The sequence below is a fragment of the Longimicrobium sp. genome (assembly GCF_036387355.1).
Lineage (GTDB): Bacteria > Gemmatimonadota > Gemmatimonadetes > Longimicrobiales > Longimicrobiaceae > Longimicrobium.
Genome location: NZ_DASVTX010000563.1, coordinates 18,618 through 33,322, shown reverse-complemented (window position 1 = coordinate 33,322; position 14,705 = coordinate 18,618). Strand labels below are relative to the sequence as shown.

Annotated in this window: 13 protein-coding genes; 9 read left to right on the top strand and 4 right to left on the bottom strand. The window is 70.5% G+C overall.

Annotated elements, in window-relative coordinates:
* Positions 1-345: 345 nt before the first annotated feature.
* The 8 genes from VF665_RS24505 (at position 346) to VF665_RS24470 (ending at position 7,709) form a co-directional block, all read left to right on the top strand.
* A complete protein-coding gene (locus VF665_RS24505) occupies positions 346-840 on the top strand; it encodes a (2Fe-2S)-binding protein (protein WP_331056120.1) in 495 nt (164 codons plus the stop codon).
* A complete protein-coding gene (locus VF665_RS24500) occupies positions 837-3,212 on the top strand; it encodes a xanthine dehydrogenase family protein molybdopterin-binding subunit (protein WP_331056119.1) in 2,376 nt (791 codons plus the stop codon). The genes VF665_RS24505 and VF665_RS24500 overlap by 4 nt, the downstream gene beginning before the upstream one ends.
* A gap of 29 nt (positions 3,213-3,241) precedes the next feature.
* Positions 3,242-3,715 (top strand): carbon monoxide dehydrogenase subunit G, encoded by a 474-nt coding sequence (locus VF665_RS24495; protein WP_331056118.1) that lies wholly within the window; start codon positions 3,242-3,244, stop codon positions 3,713-3,715.
* Positions 3,712-4,590 (top strand): xanthine dehydrogenase family protein subunit M, encoded by an 879-nt coding sequence (locus tag VF665_RS24490; protein WP_331056117.1) that lies wholly within the window; start codon positions 3,712-3,714, stop codon positions 4,588-4,590. The genes VF665_RS24495 and VF665_RS24490 overlap by 4 nt, the downstream gene beginning before the upstream one ends.
* A 70-nt stretch (positions 4,591-4,660) precedes the next feature.
* A complete protein-coding gene (locus VF665_RS24485) occupies positions 4,661-5,464 on the top strand; it encodes a cyclase family protein (RefSeq protein ID WP_331056116.1) in 804 nt (267 codons plus the stop codon).
* A 98-nt stretch (positions 5,465-5,562) separates the two neighbouring features.
* A complete protein-coding gene (locus VF665_RS24480; RefSeq protein WP_331056115.1) occupies positions 5,563-5,970 on the top strand; it encodes a hypothetical protein in 408 nt (135 codons plus the stop codon).
* Positions 5,949-6,302, top strand: coding sequence for a hypothetical protein (locus tag VF665_RS24475; RefSeq protein ID WP_331056114.1), 354 nt, complete (start codon positions 5,949-5,951; stop codon positions 6,300-6,302). The genes VF665_RS24480 and VF665_RS24475 overlap by 22 nt, the downstream gene beginning before the upstream one ends.
* A 162-nt stretch (positions 6,303-6,464) precedes the next feature.
* Entirely contained in the window at positions 6,465-7,709 is a 1,245-nt protein-coding gene (locus tag VF665_RS24470; protein WP_331056121.1) for an ABC transporter substrate-binding protein, read from the top strand.
* A gap of 1,042 nt (positions 7,710-8,751) precedes the next feature.
* Here the strand turns inward: VF665_RS24470 and VF665_RS24465 are convergent.
* The 4 genes from VF665_RS24465 to VF665_RS24450 form a co-directional block, all read right to left on the bottom strand.
* Entirely contained in the window at positions 8,752-9,657 is a 906-nt protein-coding gene (locus VF665_RS24465) for a GSU2403 family nucleotidyltransferase fold protein (RefSeq protein ID WP_331056113.1), read from the bottom strand.
* A complete protein-coding gene (locus VF665_RS24460) occupies positions 9,608-10,633 on the bottom strand; it encodes a type IV toxin-antitoxin system AbiEi family antitoxin (RefSeq protein ID WP_331056112.1) in 1,026 nt (341 codons plus the stop codon). Before VF665_RS24460 ends, VF665_RS24465 begins: the two co-directional genes overlap by 50 nt.
* A gap of 223 nt (positions 10,634-10,856) precedes the next feature.
* On the bottom strand, positions 10,857-12,026 hold the full coding sequence (locus VF665_RS24455) for an acyl-CoA dehydrogenase (RefSeq protein WP_331056111.1): 1,170 nt from the start codon (positions 12,024-12,026) through the stop codon (positions 10,857-10,859).
* Positions 12,027-12,122: 96 nt separating this feature from the next.
* Positions 12,123-13,136 (bottom strand): hypothetical protein, encoded by a 1,014-nt coding sequence (locus tag VF665_RS24450; RefSeq protein WP_331056110.1) that lies wholly within the window; start codon positions 13,134-13,136, stop codon positions 12,123-12,125.
* A gap of 196 nt (positions 13,137-13,332) precedes the next feature.
* Between VF665_RS24450 and VF665_RS24445 the strand changes: the two genes are divergently transcribed.
* The gene (locus tag VF665_RS24445; protein ID WP_331056109.1) at positions 13,333-14,574 is read left to right on the top strand and encodes a hypothetical protein; all 1,242 of its coding nucleotides are present in this window, start codon (positions 13,333-13,335) and stop codon (positions 14,572-14,574) included.
* Positions 14,575-14,705 lie beyond the last annotated feature (131 nt).

Genomic DNA, 14,705 nt, shown 5'->3' with positions numbered 1-14,705 from the left:
CGGTGCCGGGGAAAGCGCGGCGCACGCTCCTTCAGAATGACGCCTCAGCGCCGAGGTGGGCGGCAGGACGCCGGTGGCGCGGACGGTGCCGGCGCGGGCGGTGCGACGAGGTCGGAGTCGTGCGCGCACGGGATGCTCGCGCCTCGGCGTCCGCCGCGCACCGGCGGGTCCGGCCACGGCCCGTTCGCGCGTTGCGAGTTCGTGACAAAACGCCGCATCCACTTGCGACGGCGGCGTTCCGCATCTATCTGTTCCCATCCCACGCGGTTCGTCCTCCCCGCCCGCCGGCACCTCCCTTCGCCCGGGCCCGCGCGGAACATCACCCCACGCCCGCCGCCACGCCCTATGCAGTCCCCGGTGGAAATCACCCTGTCGGTCAACGGCGTCGCGTACCAGCGCGCGGTGGAGCCGCGCCTGCTGCTGAGCGACTTTCTGCGCCACGAGCTTCGCTTTACCGGCACGCACGTGGGGTGCGAACACGGCGTCTGCGGCGCCTGCACCGTCCTGGTGGATGGCGAGGCCGTGCGCTCGTGCCTGGTGCTCGCCGTGCAGGCGGACGGCGCCGAGGTGGGAACGGTGGAAGGGCTGGCGGCGCCGGACGGCACCCTGCACCCGCTGCAGGAAGCGTTTCGCGACGCGCACGGGCTGCAGTGCGGCTTCTGCACGCCCGGCATCCTGATGTCCATGATCCCCTTCCTGCGCGACGAGCCCTCGCCCAGCGAGCACGCCATCCGCGAAGCGCTCAGCGGAAACCTGTGCCGCTGCACCGGCTACCAGAACATCGTGGAAGCCGTTCAGCTCGCCGCCCAACGCGGCGCCTCCGCCGGGAGCGCGGGATGAGCCGCGGACACGTAGGCTCGTCGCCGCCGCGCAACGAAGACCACCGGCTGCTGACGGGAAACGCGCTGTTCGTGGATGACGTGCACCTGGAAGGGATGCTGCACGTGGCCTTTGTGCGCAGCGACTACGCGCACGCGCAGCTCCTGAGCGTAGACACGAGCGCCGCGCTGGCCCGCCCCGGCGTGGTGGCCGTCATTACGGCGGACATGCTGGGCGACTACTGGCAGCCGGGGCCGCTTCTCGTCCCCCCGCCGCCCATCGACGGGCTGGTCTTCAACCAGGCGTCACAGGTGCCGCTGGCCAAGGACCGCCTGCGCCACGTGGGCGAGGCCATCGCCATGGTCATTGCCGAAAGCCGCTACATCGCCGAAGACGCGGCGGCCGACGTGATCGTGGACGCGGAGCCGCTGGACCCTGTGGTGGACCTGGAAGCCGCCCTTCTTCCCGACGCGCCGGTCCTCCATCCGCAGCTGGGCACCAACCTGGCCGCGCACGTGGTGCAGAAGCACGGCGACTACGAGGACGCCGTGCTGGGCGCCGACCTGGTCATCAACCGCCGCTTTCACTACGACCGCGGCGCCGCGGCGGCCATGGAGAACCGCGCCGTCGTCGCGCGCTGGGACACGCGGGCCGAAGAGCTGACGGTGTGGGACACCACGCAGGCGCCGATCCCCATCCGCAACGGGCTGGCGCGCATGCTGGGGCTGCTGGAGTCGCAGGTGCGCGTCGTGGCGCCCTACGTGGGCGGCGGCTTCGGGCCCAAGATCATGATGTTCTATCCGGAAGAAGTGCTCGTTCCCTGGGCCGCCATGCGCCTTGGGCGCCCGGTGAAGTGGGCGGAGGACCGGCAGGAGAACTTCTTTGCCACCACGCAGGAGCGCTCGCAGATCCACGACGCGGAAATGGCGCTCAGCCGGGACGGAAAGATCCTGGGGATCCGCGACTTCTTCTGGCACGACACCGGCGCGTACGACCCCTACGGATTGACCGTCCCCATCAACAGCCAGTGCACCCTGCTGGGCCCGTACGACGTCCCGGCCTATCACAGCGAGTTCCGCGCGGTCTTCACCAACCGTACCACGGTCACGCCGGTGCGCGGCGCGGGGCGGCAGCACGGCGTCTTTGTGATGGAGCGGCTGCTGGACATCGCCGCGCGCGAGCTGGGGCTGGCGCCGGACGAGATCCGCCGCCGCAACTACCTGCGGTCCGACGTGTTTCCGCACACGTTCCAGATCCTGTTCCAGGACTTCGCGCCCCTGTACTACGACAGCGGCAACTACGCCCCGGCGCTGGAGGCCGCGCTGGACATCGTGGGCCGCGAAACCTTTCCCGCCCTGCAGGAGCAGATGCGCGCCGAGGGCCGGTATTTCGGGATGGGGATCGTGAGCTACGTGGAGGGCACGGGGATCGGGCCGTACGAGGGGGCGCGCGTCACCATCGAGCCCAGCGGCCGCGTGCGCGTCGCCACGGGATTGGGGACGCAGGGGCAGGGGCACTACACCGCCTTTGCGCAGATCGTGGCCGAGGTGCTGGACGTGAACGTGGGCGACGTGAACGTCGTGACCGGCGACACCCGCGAGTTCGGCTGGGGGACGGGCACCTTTGCCAGCCGTGGCGCGGTGGTGGCGGGGAGCGCGTGCCACGAGGCCGCGACGATCGTGCGGCGCAAGGTGATGGAGCACGGCGCCCGCATTCTGGGCGCCACGCCGGACGAGGTGGAGCTGCACCACGGCACCGTGCGCGTGGCGGCCGATCCGTCGCGCGCCATCGGCTTCGGGCAGCTGGCGGGGCACGCCAACCCGCTGCGCGGCGCGGTGATCCCGGGAACGGAGCCGGGGCTGGAGGCCACGGCGTACTTTGGCCCGGACCACGGCAGCACGGCCAGCGGCGTGCACGCCATGGTGGTGGAAGTCGATCCGGAAACCGCCATGGTGCGCATTGACCGCTACATTGTGGTCCACGACTGCGGCAAGCTGATCAACCCCGTCATCGTGGCCGGGCAGGTGCAGGGCGGGGTGGCGCACGGCATCGGCAACGCCTTTTACGAACAGCTCGTGTACGACGAGGGCGGGCAGCTGCAGAACGCCTCCTTTGCCGACTACCTGCTCCCCACGGCGCTGGACGTGCCGCGCGTGGAAATGGCGCACCGCGAAACCGCCGCGCCCCTCAACCCGCTGGGATTGAAGGGCGTGGGCGAGGCGGGGTGCATTCCCACCGGCGCCGTGTTCGCGCAGGCGGTGGAGAACGCGCTTCCGCACCTGGCACTGGAGATCCAGGAAATCCCGCTCAGCCCCAGCCGCCTGTTCGAGCTTCTTCGCGACGCAGGCCCCGCATCTGCCCGCCCCGCCGACCCGGCGCTGGCGGCGGACTGACTCCTCCCTTCCCCCATCCCCACGGGCCCATGATCGTCGACGGTGAGCACACCTTTCCCGGACCGCGCCCCGCGCTGTGGACGCTGCTGCAGGACCCCGAGGTGCTGGCCAAGGCCATGCCCGGGGCGCGCAGGCTGGCGCTCACCGGCGACGGCGTGTACACGGGCGTGATCCGCATCGGCGTGGGGCCGGTGACCGCGGCGGAGTGGTCGCTCACCGTGCGCCTGGCGGACCTGGTGGAGCCGGCGAGCTACACCATGCACGTGGACAGCAAGGGGGCGCTGGGATTTACGCGCGGCACCGCGACCGTCAACCTGGACGAGGTGGATGAGGGGACGCGCATGCGCTACCACGCCGACCTGTCCGTGGGCGGCAAGGTGGCGGGCGTGGGGCAGCGCCTCCTGGACCAGGTCGCGAAGATGCTGACCAAGCAGGGGCTGGACGCGCTCAACAAGGAAGTGGAAGCGCGCCTGGCCGCCGACGCCGCGGGCGGCGCGGAATGAAGCCCGCTCCGTTCGCGTACCATCGTCCGGACACGGTGGACGAGGCGCTGGCCCTGCTGGCGGAGCACGGGTACGACGCCAAGCTGCTGGCCGGCGGCCAGAGCCTGGTGCCCGCGATGAACTTTCGGCTCGCGGCGCCCGCCGTGCTCATCGACCTGAACCGCATTCCCGGCCTGGACGCCATCGCCGAGAGCGACGGCGGCGTGCGGATCGGGACGATGGTGCGGCAGCGCGTGGCGGAGCGCAGCGCCGTGATCGCCGCGCGCGCGCCGCTGATCGCCGAAACGCTGCCGTCCGTAGCGCATGCGCAGATCCGCAACCGCGGCACCGTGGGCGGCAGCATCGCGCACGCGGACCCGGCGGCGGAGCTTCCTTCCGTCATGCTGGCGCTGGGGGCGCGCTTTCACGTGCGCGGGCCGGGCGGCGCGCGGGTGGTGGAGGCGGGCGACTTCTTTACCGGGCTGTTCGGCACTGCGCTGGAGCCGGACGAGATGCTGGTGGAGATCGAGGTGCCCGCCGCGGCGCCCGGAACCGGGTTCGCGTTCGACGAGGTGTCGCGGCGGCACGGCGACTTCGCGCTCGCGGGCGTGGCCGCGGCGGTGCGGGTGGATGCGGACGGGCGCTGCCTGTCCGCGCGCATCGCGCTGCTGAGCGTGGGCGAAGGCCCGGTGCTGGCCGCCAGCGCCGAACCGGCGCTCGTGGGCCACGCGCTCACGGACGACGCCATCCGCGCCGCCGCATCCGTCGCCGCGCAGACGGACGTTGATCCACCGGGCGACATCCACGCCACGCCGGCCTACCGCCGCCAGCTCGTGGACGTGCTCATCCGCCGCGTGCTCCCCCGCGCCGCGGAACGGGCGCGGCAGGCGCTCTGATCCATCGATCCACCAGACCCGGCCCGCCGCGGCCGACGCCATCCATCCCACGAAATCCATCCGGAGAATGATGAAGACGTACGATCTGTCGCAGCCGCTGAATGAGCAGGCGCCGTTCTGGCCGTACTACCCGCCCTTCGAGGTCAAGTACATCAAGCGCAAGGCGGAGCACGGCGTAAACGCGCAGTACATCCAGACCTCCAACCACATGGGGACGCACCTGGACGCGCCGCGGCACTTCGTGACGGGCGGCATGACCATCGACCAGATCCCCATGGAGTGGCTGTGCGGGCCGGGCGTGATCGTGAACCTGAGCGACCAGATGGACGAGCTGGGGCTGTACACGCCGGAGATGATCGAGTCGCGCGTGGAGGTCAAGAAGGGCGACATTCTGCTGCTGCACACCGGGTGGCACCGCCACGCGCAGTGGGGAAGCGAGCCGGACGAGGAGAAGTACATCCACATGCACCCCGGCGCGCACCCGGACATGGTGCCCTGGCTGCTGGAAAAGGAGATCCACATCTGGGGCGTGGACGTCGTGTCCACCGACCACCCGATGGACCTGCCCATCGGCCGCTTTCTGGGCAAGGGGATGCACGGCCACTGCGACCGCGTGCGCGCCGCGGCGGAAAAGAAGTTCGGCGGCCCCGAGGCCATCGCGCGGCTCTTCCCGGACGAGGACTACCAGCTCACGCACAACAAGCTGTTCGGCAAGAACTGCATGCACATCGAGAACCTGGGCGGCGACATCAGCGCCCCGGAGCTGCAGAACCGCCGCCTGATCATCGGCTGCTTTCCCTGGAAGTTCCAGGGCGGCGAAGCCGCGTTCGCCCGCGTCGTCGCCTGGGACGGCGAGTGGCCCCAGGAGATCTGACCGGGGCCGCTCCTCCGCGTCCGGCGCGCGTCCTGAGCGCGGAGGAGTGCCGGCTCTGGCGCAGGGAGAACTGCGGCCGCACGAGCTGGAAGCGGCAGGTGACCTTTCACACCCCGCTGCCCCGGCTGCCCTGGTTCACGAGGGAGCTGCTGACGCACCTGGCACCGGCCCGCGCGGCGCTGCTGGTGATGGATGACATCGTGTTTTGCGAGCCGGCGGAACTCGTCGCGCTGCGCCGCGCCGCGGGAGGCCCGACGAGTTGGCCGGAGGCGCCAGGAATGCTGTGGGAGGGCGATCTGGAGGGGATCGCGGCGGGACTGACGGCCGCGCTGCGCGGAGGGGGCGACTTTCGCCTGCTGTGCGCGCCGTCAACCCATGCTCTCCGCGCCGATCACGACGAGTACACCACCTTCTTTTCCACCTCGCCGGGGCGGATCGCGGCCGTGCGCCAGGCCATGCGCGCGGGTGCGGTGCAGGAGGTGGAGTGGACCGCGCACGATCCGTGAACCCCGAGTCCGCGAAGTACCGGCTGCGGCTGATGTTCGAGTGGGGCGGCGGGTGCCTGTGGTGCGGTAACGACGCGGCGCGGGACGTGTTCGATGTCGGCCCGGTCGAGCACCGCCTCCCGCTCTCCGCGGCAACGCTCGCCCGGCTGGACGGGCTTTCCCGCTGGCACGATGGCGCGCTGGACCGGGATGATCCCGCAGGTCCGAGCCCCTGGTCCGCGGAGGAGCGAGAGCGCTTCCGCCGCGCCGCGCTGGACGCGCTCGCCGCCGTCCGGCGTGAGCTCGGCCCGGACTTCTCGGTGGAGTACCAGCATCTCCACTCGGACGAGTAGCAGCCGGTTTCAGTCTGCGGCTGCATCTGTTATCTTTACCCCGCCGGACGTTCCGGCGCACACAGGGCCGGCGCCACCCGCCGGTCCGTCCCACCCAGCCGGTCCTCCCTGCCGCCGCGGTTCCGCGGCACGCATCAACTGACAAGGACGTACGTGAAGATCATGCATTCTGCCCGCCTCCCCGGCCTGCGCCGGGCCTGCGGGTTCGCCGCCGTTGCGCTCGGGCTCCTGGCCACCGGCGCCTGCGACGACAGCACCGGCTCCGACCGGCGCGAAGTGCCCATCGGCGGCATCTTTTCGCTCACCGGCAACTGGTCGTCGCTGGGCGTCACCAGCAAGGCGGCGCTGGAACTGGCGGTGCAGGACGCCAACGCGCAGGCCGCGGGCTCCGGCATCACCTTCGTGGCCGACGTGCACGACACCAAGCTGGATCCGGCGCTGGCGCTTTCCGCCGTGCAGGCCATGCGCGCCGAGGGCGTGCAGCTGATCGTGGGCCCGCAGTCCAGCGCCGAGCTGGCGGCCATCAAGAGCTACGTGGACGGCAACAACCTGCTGATCGTGAGCCAGTCCAGCACGGCCGGTTCGCTGGCCATCGCGGGCGACCACATCTTCCGCTTCACCGCGGCGGACAGCCTGGAAGGCGTGGCCTCCGCCGCGCTCATGTACGGCGACGGTGTGCGCGCCATGATCCCGGTGTGGCGGGCGGACGCCGGCAACCAGGGGCTGCACACGGCCACGCGCCGCGGCTTCACGGCCCGCGGCGGCACCGTGTCCACCGGCGTGGAGTACGCGGCCTCCACCACGGCGTTTGCGGCGACCATCGCCGCGCTGGGCACGCAGGTGCGGGCGGCGCTCGCCACCCGCCCGGCCAGCCAGGTGGGAGTGTACGCCGCCGGCTTTGACGAGATCGCCGACCTGTTCGCCGCCGCGGCCGCGGACCCGGTGCTCGCCACGGTGCGCTGGTACGGCGCCGACGGCATCGCGCAGAGCGGCGCGCTGCTCACCCGCCCCGCCGCCGTCGCCTTCGCGGAGACGGTGGGCTTTCCGTCGGCGCTCTTTGGGCTGGACCTGAGCGCGCGCACCAACTGGGAGCCCGTTGCCGCGCGCATTCAGCAGCGCGCGGGCGCCGTTCCCGACGCCTTTGCGCTGGCCGTGTACGACGCGGCGCGCGTGGCGGCGCTGGCGTACCTGACCTCGCGAGAGAACGTGGGCGTGGACTCGCTGGCCGTGCGCTACGCGCAGGTGGCCGGCAGCTACCACGGCACCACGGGCTGGGCTGCGCTGAACGCGGCCGGCGACCGCGCCTACGCCGACTTCGACTTCTGGGCGATCCGCCCCTCGGGCAGCACGCACGCGTGGACCCGCGTGGCCGGCTACGAAACCCGCTCCGGCATGCTCAGCCGGTAAGCCGGACGGGGTTCCTCGGCAGGATGAAATCAGAACGGCCCCGCTCGCGCGAGCGGGGCCGTTCTGATTGTCCGTTCCGCGCCGGTCAGTGCCGCGGCCTGGAGCGCGTGTGCGGGCGCACGTACGTTCCGTCACGCCGGGTGTAGCCCCGAACGTGGACGCTGCCCGAACCGGAACTGGAACTCGCCCCGGAAGGAGCCGGCGCAGGTGCGGGAACCGCGGATGCGGCCTGCGTACGGGGCGCCGGGAAGAGCGCCGCCAGTTGGGCGGGCGTGAGGTGATAGCCGACCACCCGGCGATGCGAGCGCCCCCAGTGATTGTACCGCTGGATCGTGACCACGCGCGCGCCCACGTTCGCCGCCCGCGGCACGGCCCAGCGCAGAACGACACTGTCGGCTGCGTCGGCGAGATCAGCGGGAACTTTCGTGACGGACAGCGGCTGCAGCCCGGCGGGAAGAAGCTCGGGGCCACCCTCGTACGTGCGCACCGAGTCCGGCGCAACCGCCGCGCGCGCCGGGCCGGTCGAGATCTGGGGCGGCGGCGCAAGTCCGGCGGAGCCACCCAGAGCGGCCGCAAGAGCGACCGCCCCAAGCCGGGACAGAATCCTTGATCTCATGGAAACCCTGTTGATAGATGGTGATGCGCCTCGGCACGGGCCGACGGTCGCAGCGGCGCAGCCCCAGAGCCGGGGCGAACGAGAATGGTCGGGAGCCTGATCCCGCGACTCTCATCTGAGTGGTCGGGCGGGGATGCACGAATTCCCGCTACGCTGACCGGCAGTCGCGAACAAATGACCGCGCTCCGAAGAGCGCGGTCATTTGTCGGGTCAGGGTTCGTCCTCAGCTCCGAGGAGGGCGTCGAGGTCACTGCGGGTCACTGCCGTATCCCATGTCCACTCTTCATTCAGTGAAGAGCGAACCGTGTACACGAGACCGAACACTGGGAAGGCTTTCACGTCCTACATGCCAGAACGGCCACGCTCCGGAGAGCGTGGCCGTTCGTCTTTCCCGCGACACCGGTGAGACCGGATCGGGTGCCAAGTTCAATACTCATCCGCCAAGGCAGGAACGGGGTCAAACCGCGTCAGCCGCTCCGCCGCATCCAGCAGGATCTCCTCGAGGTCGATCAGGAGCCCGCGCAGCCGATACTCTTCAGCGGCGAGGCTGCGCGCATTGCCACGCTCGTTGACCATCCTGGCGGCGTCCGTGACCAGATGGCGGAGGTGCCCGTCGATCGCGAACCGCAGGTTCGTCCCCGCGCACCGCACCCGGTCGGCGTGCGCGTACGAGGCTCGCCCGACGGCCTCTACATCTTGCGTGATCGCCTGCACCACATCGGTCCCTCCCTGCATGAGATCGCAGAGATAAACGAGGTCCTTCACCATCTTGGGCGCGCCGCCCGTGTCCACGCGGGTGTGCCTGCGGACGAACGTGAGTCCCTTGTTGACGGCGTACGCTCCCAGCGTGGGCACACGGACCTCAACCGCGGGAAGGCCGTAGGCGGGCGCCAGCGCGAGCATGCGGGTGTGCTCCGCCAGCACCTCCAGTTCCGCGAGCGGAATCGCACCGAGCCCGGGCTGCCCCTCCAGCGTCACCGTACGGCCCTGCCCGTGCGCGGTTCCCCGGTGCGGCGCGATGAACTCGATCTTTTCGCCCGCTTCCAGATCCCGCACCCACACGGCCGACGGGCCGCGGGCAGTATCCGGGCGGAACCCCGAGTCTGCCAGCAGGCGGGCGAGCGTGGCTCGCCCGTCCGCGGGGAGGGGCCTCGGCACCAGCACGTCCAGCTCGAACGTGAGCGAGTCGGAGCCGCCCCACGCCGAAAATCCGCCGTAGTGCCGGTACAGGTACGGCACCCATCCACCGATCAGGACCACATCCGACCGGTACGGCCCCAGTTCAACGAGAATCGCCCGGAGCGTCCGCTCCAGGTCGGCCTGCTCGGTCATGCCAGTGCTCCAGGAGCACGGAGTTCAGCAGGTGCTCGGCCTGCTCGCGGCCGCGCAGAGGGTAGTGCCACAGGTCCACCACCAACTGGACAATACTGACGACGGGCAGATCTTTCAAGATCTGAACACCCTCCCACACCGCGGATCTGTAGTAGGGCCGCATCAGCACCACCCGCCCGTCCGGCGCGGGCTCCCAGCCGAGTTCGTGCCCCAAGGCCAGCAGGTCCGCCCCGCGCTTCACGTCCACGTACAGATGAACACGGTCCCACGCGGCGTGCGGCGCCACGCGCGAGGCGCCCGCCTGAAGGGTGAGCGCCCACCGCTCGCCCGCCAGCAGCACCGGCAACCGCTGAACGAAGCGCTGGGGATCTCCCACAGGGGCGTGAAAGGCAACGCGCTCGTTCCGCTCCCACGAGTACGCGGCGAACCACCGCTCCAGCAGCGGTTCGGCATCGTCCAGCCAGATCCGCGATCTTCGCCCGGCCGTCTCGGACCGCAGCACTCTGGCTTGCACGAGCGCCCGCACCACGCTCGACGCGGTTCCCAGCGCGACCCCGGCCTGCTGGCTGAGTTCGCGCACACTCCACATTCTGCCCGGATGCGCCAGCAGAGTACGGACAATCAGTGAGTTGCGATCGGCAAACGGCTGAGCCCGGCTGGCGAGCGCCGGAAAGCGCGCCGCGGGCTTCAGGTCCGTGCGGTCCAGATGCAGCCCGGGAAGCACCAGCCGCGCAGCGCCGGTAAGCGCCACGAAATTCTGCCGGTGTTCACGAAGGCCACGCAGGATGGACGGCCGGCCGGCCCTGATCACCCACAGGGCCGACGCCTCGCCAGGCGAAGTCTCGCCGGACCAGCGCCGCAGGTGCAGCCGCACAGGATCTCCCCCTGTGCGGCGCACCTCCACCTCGCCGCCCCTGCCGGTCCGGCCGGCGATCTTCCATTCGGGACCGAGCGCTTCGCGAAGCAGTGCGACCACCGCGCTTCGTTCCGCATTCGGGAAATCTGAGGGATTGTTCACTGCCGCAATCCATGTTCATTCATCACTGAACATTCTATGTTCAGTCTCCAATGAACAGTGCACGCGAGACTGAACATACGCAAGGTTTCACGTGCACATGCCAGAACGGCCACGCTCAGGAGAGCGTGGCCGTTCATCATTCCCGGACCAACCGTGGGTCCAGCAAGACCGCCGGACCTGCTTACTTCATCAGGTTCTTGGCGATGGTCTGCAGCTGCATGTTGCTGGTGCCCTCGTAGATCGAACCGATCTTGCTGTCGCGGTAGAACTTCTCCACCGGGTACTCGCGGGTAAAGCCGTAGCCGCCGAACAGGTCCACCGCGGTGCTGGCGATGCGCTGCGCCACCTGCGACGAGAACAGCTTGCCCATCGCCGCCTCCTGCAGAAACGGAAGCCCGGCATCCTTGAGTCGGGCCGCGTTGTACACCATCAGGCGCGCGGCCTCCAACTCCGTGGCCATCTGCCCGATCTGAAACTGCACGCCCTGAAAGTCGCCGATGCGCTTGCCGAACTGCTCGCGCTCCTGCACGTACTTCACCGTGGCGTCCAGCGCGCCCTGCCCAATGCCGATCATCTGCGCGCCGATGCCGATGCGGCCCTCGTTCAGCGTCTCGATGGCCGTCTTGTATCCCTTGCCCACCTCGCCCAGCACGTTCTCGTCCGGCACGAACACGTTCTCCAGCACCAGCTCGGTGGTGGACGAGGCGCGGATGCCGAGCTTGTCTTCCTTCTTGCCCACCGAGAAGCCGTCGAACTCCTTCTCCACGATGAACGCCGTAATCCCCTTGTAGCCCGCCTCGGGGTTCACGTTGGCGAACACGATGAAGATCTCGGCCTCGGCGCCGTTGGTGATCCACAGCTTGCGGCCGGTGACCTGGTAGCCGCCGTCCACCTTGACGCCGCGGGTGGCGAGCGCGAAGGCGTCGCTGCCGGAGCCCGCCTCGGAAAGCGCGTACGCGCCCACCTTTTCACTGCACAGCTGCGGCAGGTACTTGGCCTTGAGCGCATCCGAGCCCCAGCGCAGGAACGCGTTGTTCACCAGCGTGTTCTGCACGTCCACCATCACGCCCACGCTGGCGTCCACGCGGCTCAGTTCCTCCACCACCACGGCGGCGGTAAAGAACGAGGCGCCGGTGCCGCCGAACTCCTCGGGAACCTCGATGCCCATCAGCCCCAGCTCAAAGAACTGGGGGATGAGCGTGGGGTCCATCTTCTGGTGCTCGTCCATCTCGCCCACGCGGGGACGGACGTCTTCTTCCGCGAACTGCCGGACGGCGTCGCGAAAGGCCTGCTCGTCATCGTTCAGAACCGTCAGCGGGGCGCCAGCGGTGGGGAGGTCAACGGTCGACATCGGTTCGTCCTCGGTACGGAGTGCACGCGCCGCACCGCATGCGGCGGTGCGCCGGGAATATGGCGCCCGCCGCGCCGTCTGTCGAGAACGTGCGCTTCAGCGGCGCACCGCCAGCGCAATGCCGTCCGGCCCCGCGCCCGTGGGCAGCACGCGGACGACCGCGCGCCGCGCCAGGTCGATCTCGGCGACGCCGTTCATCCCCTGCAGCGCGATGTAGGCCCGCGCGCCGTCCGCCGTCACCACGCCGCCCACGGGCCCGGCGCTCCCCTCAGCGCCCGGCACCGCCCGCGCGGCGTCCAGCGGAATGGCGATTTCCGCCACCTGCGCGCGCGTTGCCGCATCGAACACGCGCACGGTGCTCGTCATGGGGTTGCTGACCACCATCCACCGCCCGCCGCCGTTCACGCGGTAGGGCAGCCCCGGCGCGGGCATCGTGTCGATGACGGCCAGGGTGCGCGCGTCCAGCACGGTGACGGTGTTCTGCTCGTTGCTCCCCACCCACACGTGCGATCCGTCCGGCGTCAGGCCGATGCCCTCCGTCCGCGGCGCCACGGGAACGGAGCGGGCCTGCCGCGCGGCCACGTCGATCATGGTCACGCTCCCCGAGCCCACGTTGGCGGTGTAGATGGTCCGCCCGTCCGGCGACACGGCGAGCATGTGCGAGCCCGCCTGCTGCGTGGGGACGGCCGTCACCGCGCCGGAGGCGAAGTTGACCAGGAGCACGGCCTGGCTGGTCTCCGAGGTGACGGCGAGCACGCTGTCGCCGGGAAGAAAGGCGACGCCGTGCGGCCGGCGGTGCGGCGCCAAGTCAATCTTTCGCGCCACCGCGCGCGCATCCAGGTCAATGACGGTCAGCGAGCCGCCTGGGGTGCGGTCGCCGTAGTCGCTCACCACGGCCCAGCGCCCGCTGTGCGAAACGGCGGCCTCGTGCGGGCCGGTGCCGGTGGGGAGGGTGGCCACCGTGGTGCCGGTGCGGAGGTCAATGAGCGAGGCGGTCGCGTCCTGCTTGTTGGCGACGACGAGCATGCTTTCTCCCGTTCGTGGGGTGCGCGCCTGCGCGTGGGCGGGTGCGGCGAGCGCGAGCAGGGCGAGCAGCGGAGCGATGCGCATGGATTGCCCGGGCGAGGGGTGGATGAGACACGGTTCCGGACTGCTATTTTATTAGCAGACAAGGAGGGGCGAAAGGATGGCGTGCGCGGCACGGCCGGTGCGTGCGAAACCCTGTCTGCTTTGCGACGTAGTCTCCTGGGCGCCGGCATCGGCCGGCGGCCAGGCTGCACAGGCCCACACGGACGGAGAATCATTCATGGATCAGAACCCCTACGGCCCGGGCGACACTCCCGGCGGCACCGCGGGCGGCGGACCTCCCGCCAGCGGCTCCGGCGAGCCCCTTGGACAGAGCAGCGGAATCACCGGCGGATCGGGCGGCACGGTGAACCCCATCAGCGGCTCGGAAGCGGCGGCGGAGCTGGGCGGCCACCCCATTCCCGCCGGCCGCACCGACGGCGGCGCCTCGGGCTCATCCGGCTCCACCGGGTCGGCGGGATCGGCCGGGTCCGCGGGCTCCACCGGGTCTACCGGCTCCACCGGATCGGGGGGCGCGGGGCGCAACGATCCGTTCGCGGACATCAACGCGCGGCTGGAGTCGCTGTTCGGTGATCTGCGGCCCAAGATCAAGCAGGCGTTCCAGGAGTTGGAGACGCGGGTGGATGGCGCCGTGGAGCAGATCAAGCCCACGCTGGAGGATGCGCGAGACCGGGCCAAGCCGCGGGTGGACGAGTTCATCGCCGAGGTGCAGCCGCGCATTGACGGGCTGCTGACGCGCATTCAGGGCGCGCTGGACGGCCTGCGCCGCGAGTTCGACGAGCGTGCGGAGCGCACCGAGGCGCGGCACAGCAGCGCGGCGGGCGGCTCCGGCTCGCCCTCGCCGTCGTCGGCCAGCACCACGCCGGGCGCCACGGGCACCACGCCCGCCGGCTCCAGCGGCCTGTCGCCGGACATCGGCACGGCGGGCACGGCGTCCACCGACCCGCTCGCCGGCTCCGCATTCGGCTCGTCCGCCGCCGGGTCTACGGGCGGCTCTTCGGGTCTGGGATCGACAGGAAGCTCCAGCTTCGGCTCGACGGGCGGCTCGTCGTCGGGGCTGGGATCGACGGGGACCGGCTCTTCGGGGCTGGGCGGCTCGACGTCGGGGCTGGGCTCAACGGGAAGCGGATCATCGGGCCTCGGTGGCTCGTCGTCCGGCTTGGGATCGACCGGATCCTCCGGGTTGGGATCGAGCGGGAGCGGATCCTCTGGCCTGGGCGGATCGTCGTCAGGATTGGGATCGACCGGATCGTCGGGGCTGGGCTCGACCGGAAGCGGGTCCTCGGGGCTGGGCGGATCGTCGTCAGGATTGGGATCGACCGGATCGTCGGGGCTGGGATCGACAGGCTCCACGAGCGGGAGCGGCGCGTGGCCGTCGATGACGGAGGACACCAAGCCCGTGGATCCGCCGATGGAGCATGGCGGCGGATCGCGGCAGGGCGAAGACCCCAAGGGCGTCTGACCTGATCCGGACGGCAAGCGGGGCCCGGCGACCATCGCCGGGCCCCGCTTTTCATCCATCCGGAAATCATCTTTCATCCATCCGGAAATCATCGCCCCGGCGATCTGGCCGAAGCGCCCCGGATCAGACGC

Bases quoted from the DNA above. Each gene is read 5' to 3' on its own strand.
- VF665_RS24505 (WP_331056120.1), top strand. From the start codon at position 346: ATGCAGTCCCCGGTGGAAATCACCCTGTCGGTCAACGGCGTCGCGTAC.
- VF665_RS24500 (WP_331056119.1), top strand. From the start codon at position 837: ATGAGCCGCGGACACGTAGGCTCGTCGCCGCCGCGCAACGAAGACCAC.
- VF665_RS24495 (WP_331056118.1), top strand. From the start codon at position 3,242: ATGATCGTCGACGGTGAGCACACCTTTCCCGGACCGCGCCCCGCGCTG.
- VF665_RS24490 (WP_331056117.1), top strand. From the start codon at position 3,712: ATGAAGCCCGCTCCGTTCGCGTACCATCGTCCGGACACGGTGGACGAG.
- VF665_RS24485 (WP_331056116.1), top strand. From the start codon at position 4,661: ATGAAGACGTACGATCTGTCGCAGCCGCTGAATGAGCAGGCGCCGTTC.
- VF665_RS24470 (WP_331056121.1), top strand. From the start codon at position 6,465: ATGCATTCTGCCCGCCTCCCCGGCCTGCGCCGGGCCTGCGGGTTCGCC.
- VF665_RS24465 (WP_331056113.1), bottom strand. From the start codon at position 9,657: ATGACCGAGCAGGCCGACCTGGAGCGGACGCTCCGGGCGATTCTCGTT.
- VF665_RS24455 (WP_331056111.1), bottom strand. From the start codon at position 12,026: ATGTCGACCGTTGACCTCCCCACCGCTGGCGCCCCGCTGACGGTTCTG.
- VF665_RS24450 (WP_331056110.1), bottom strand. From the start codon at position 13,136: ATGCGCATCGCTCCGCTGCTCGCCCTGCTCGCGCTCGCCGCACCCGCC.
- VF665_RS24445 (WP_331056109.1), top strand. From the start codon at position 13,333: ATGGATCAGAACCCCTACGGCCCGGGCGACACTCCCGGCGGCACCGCG.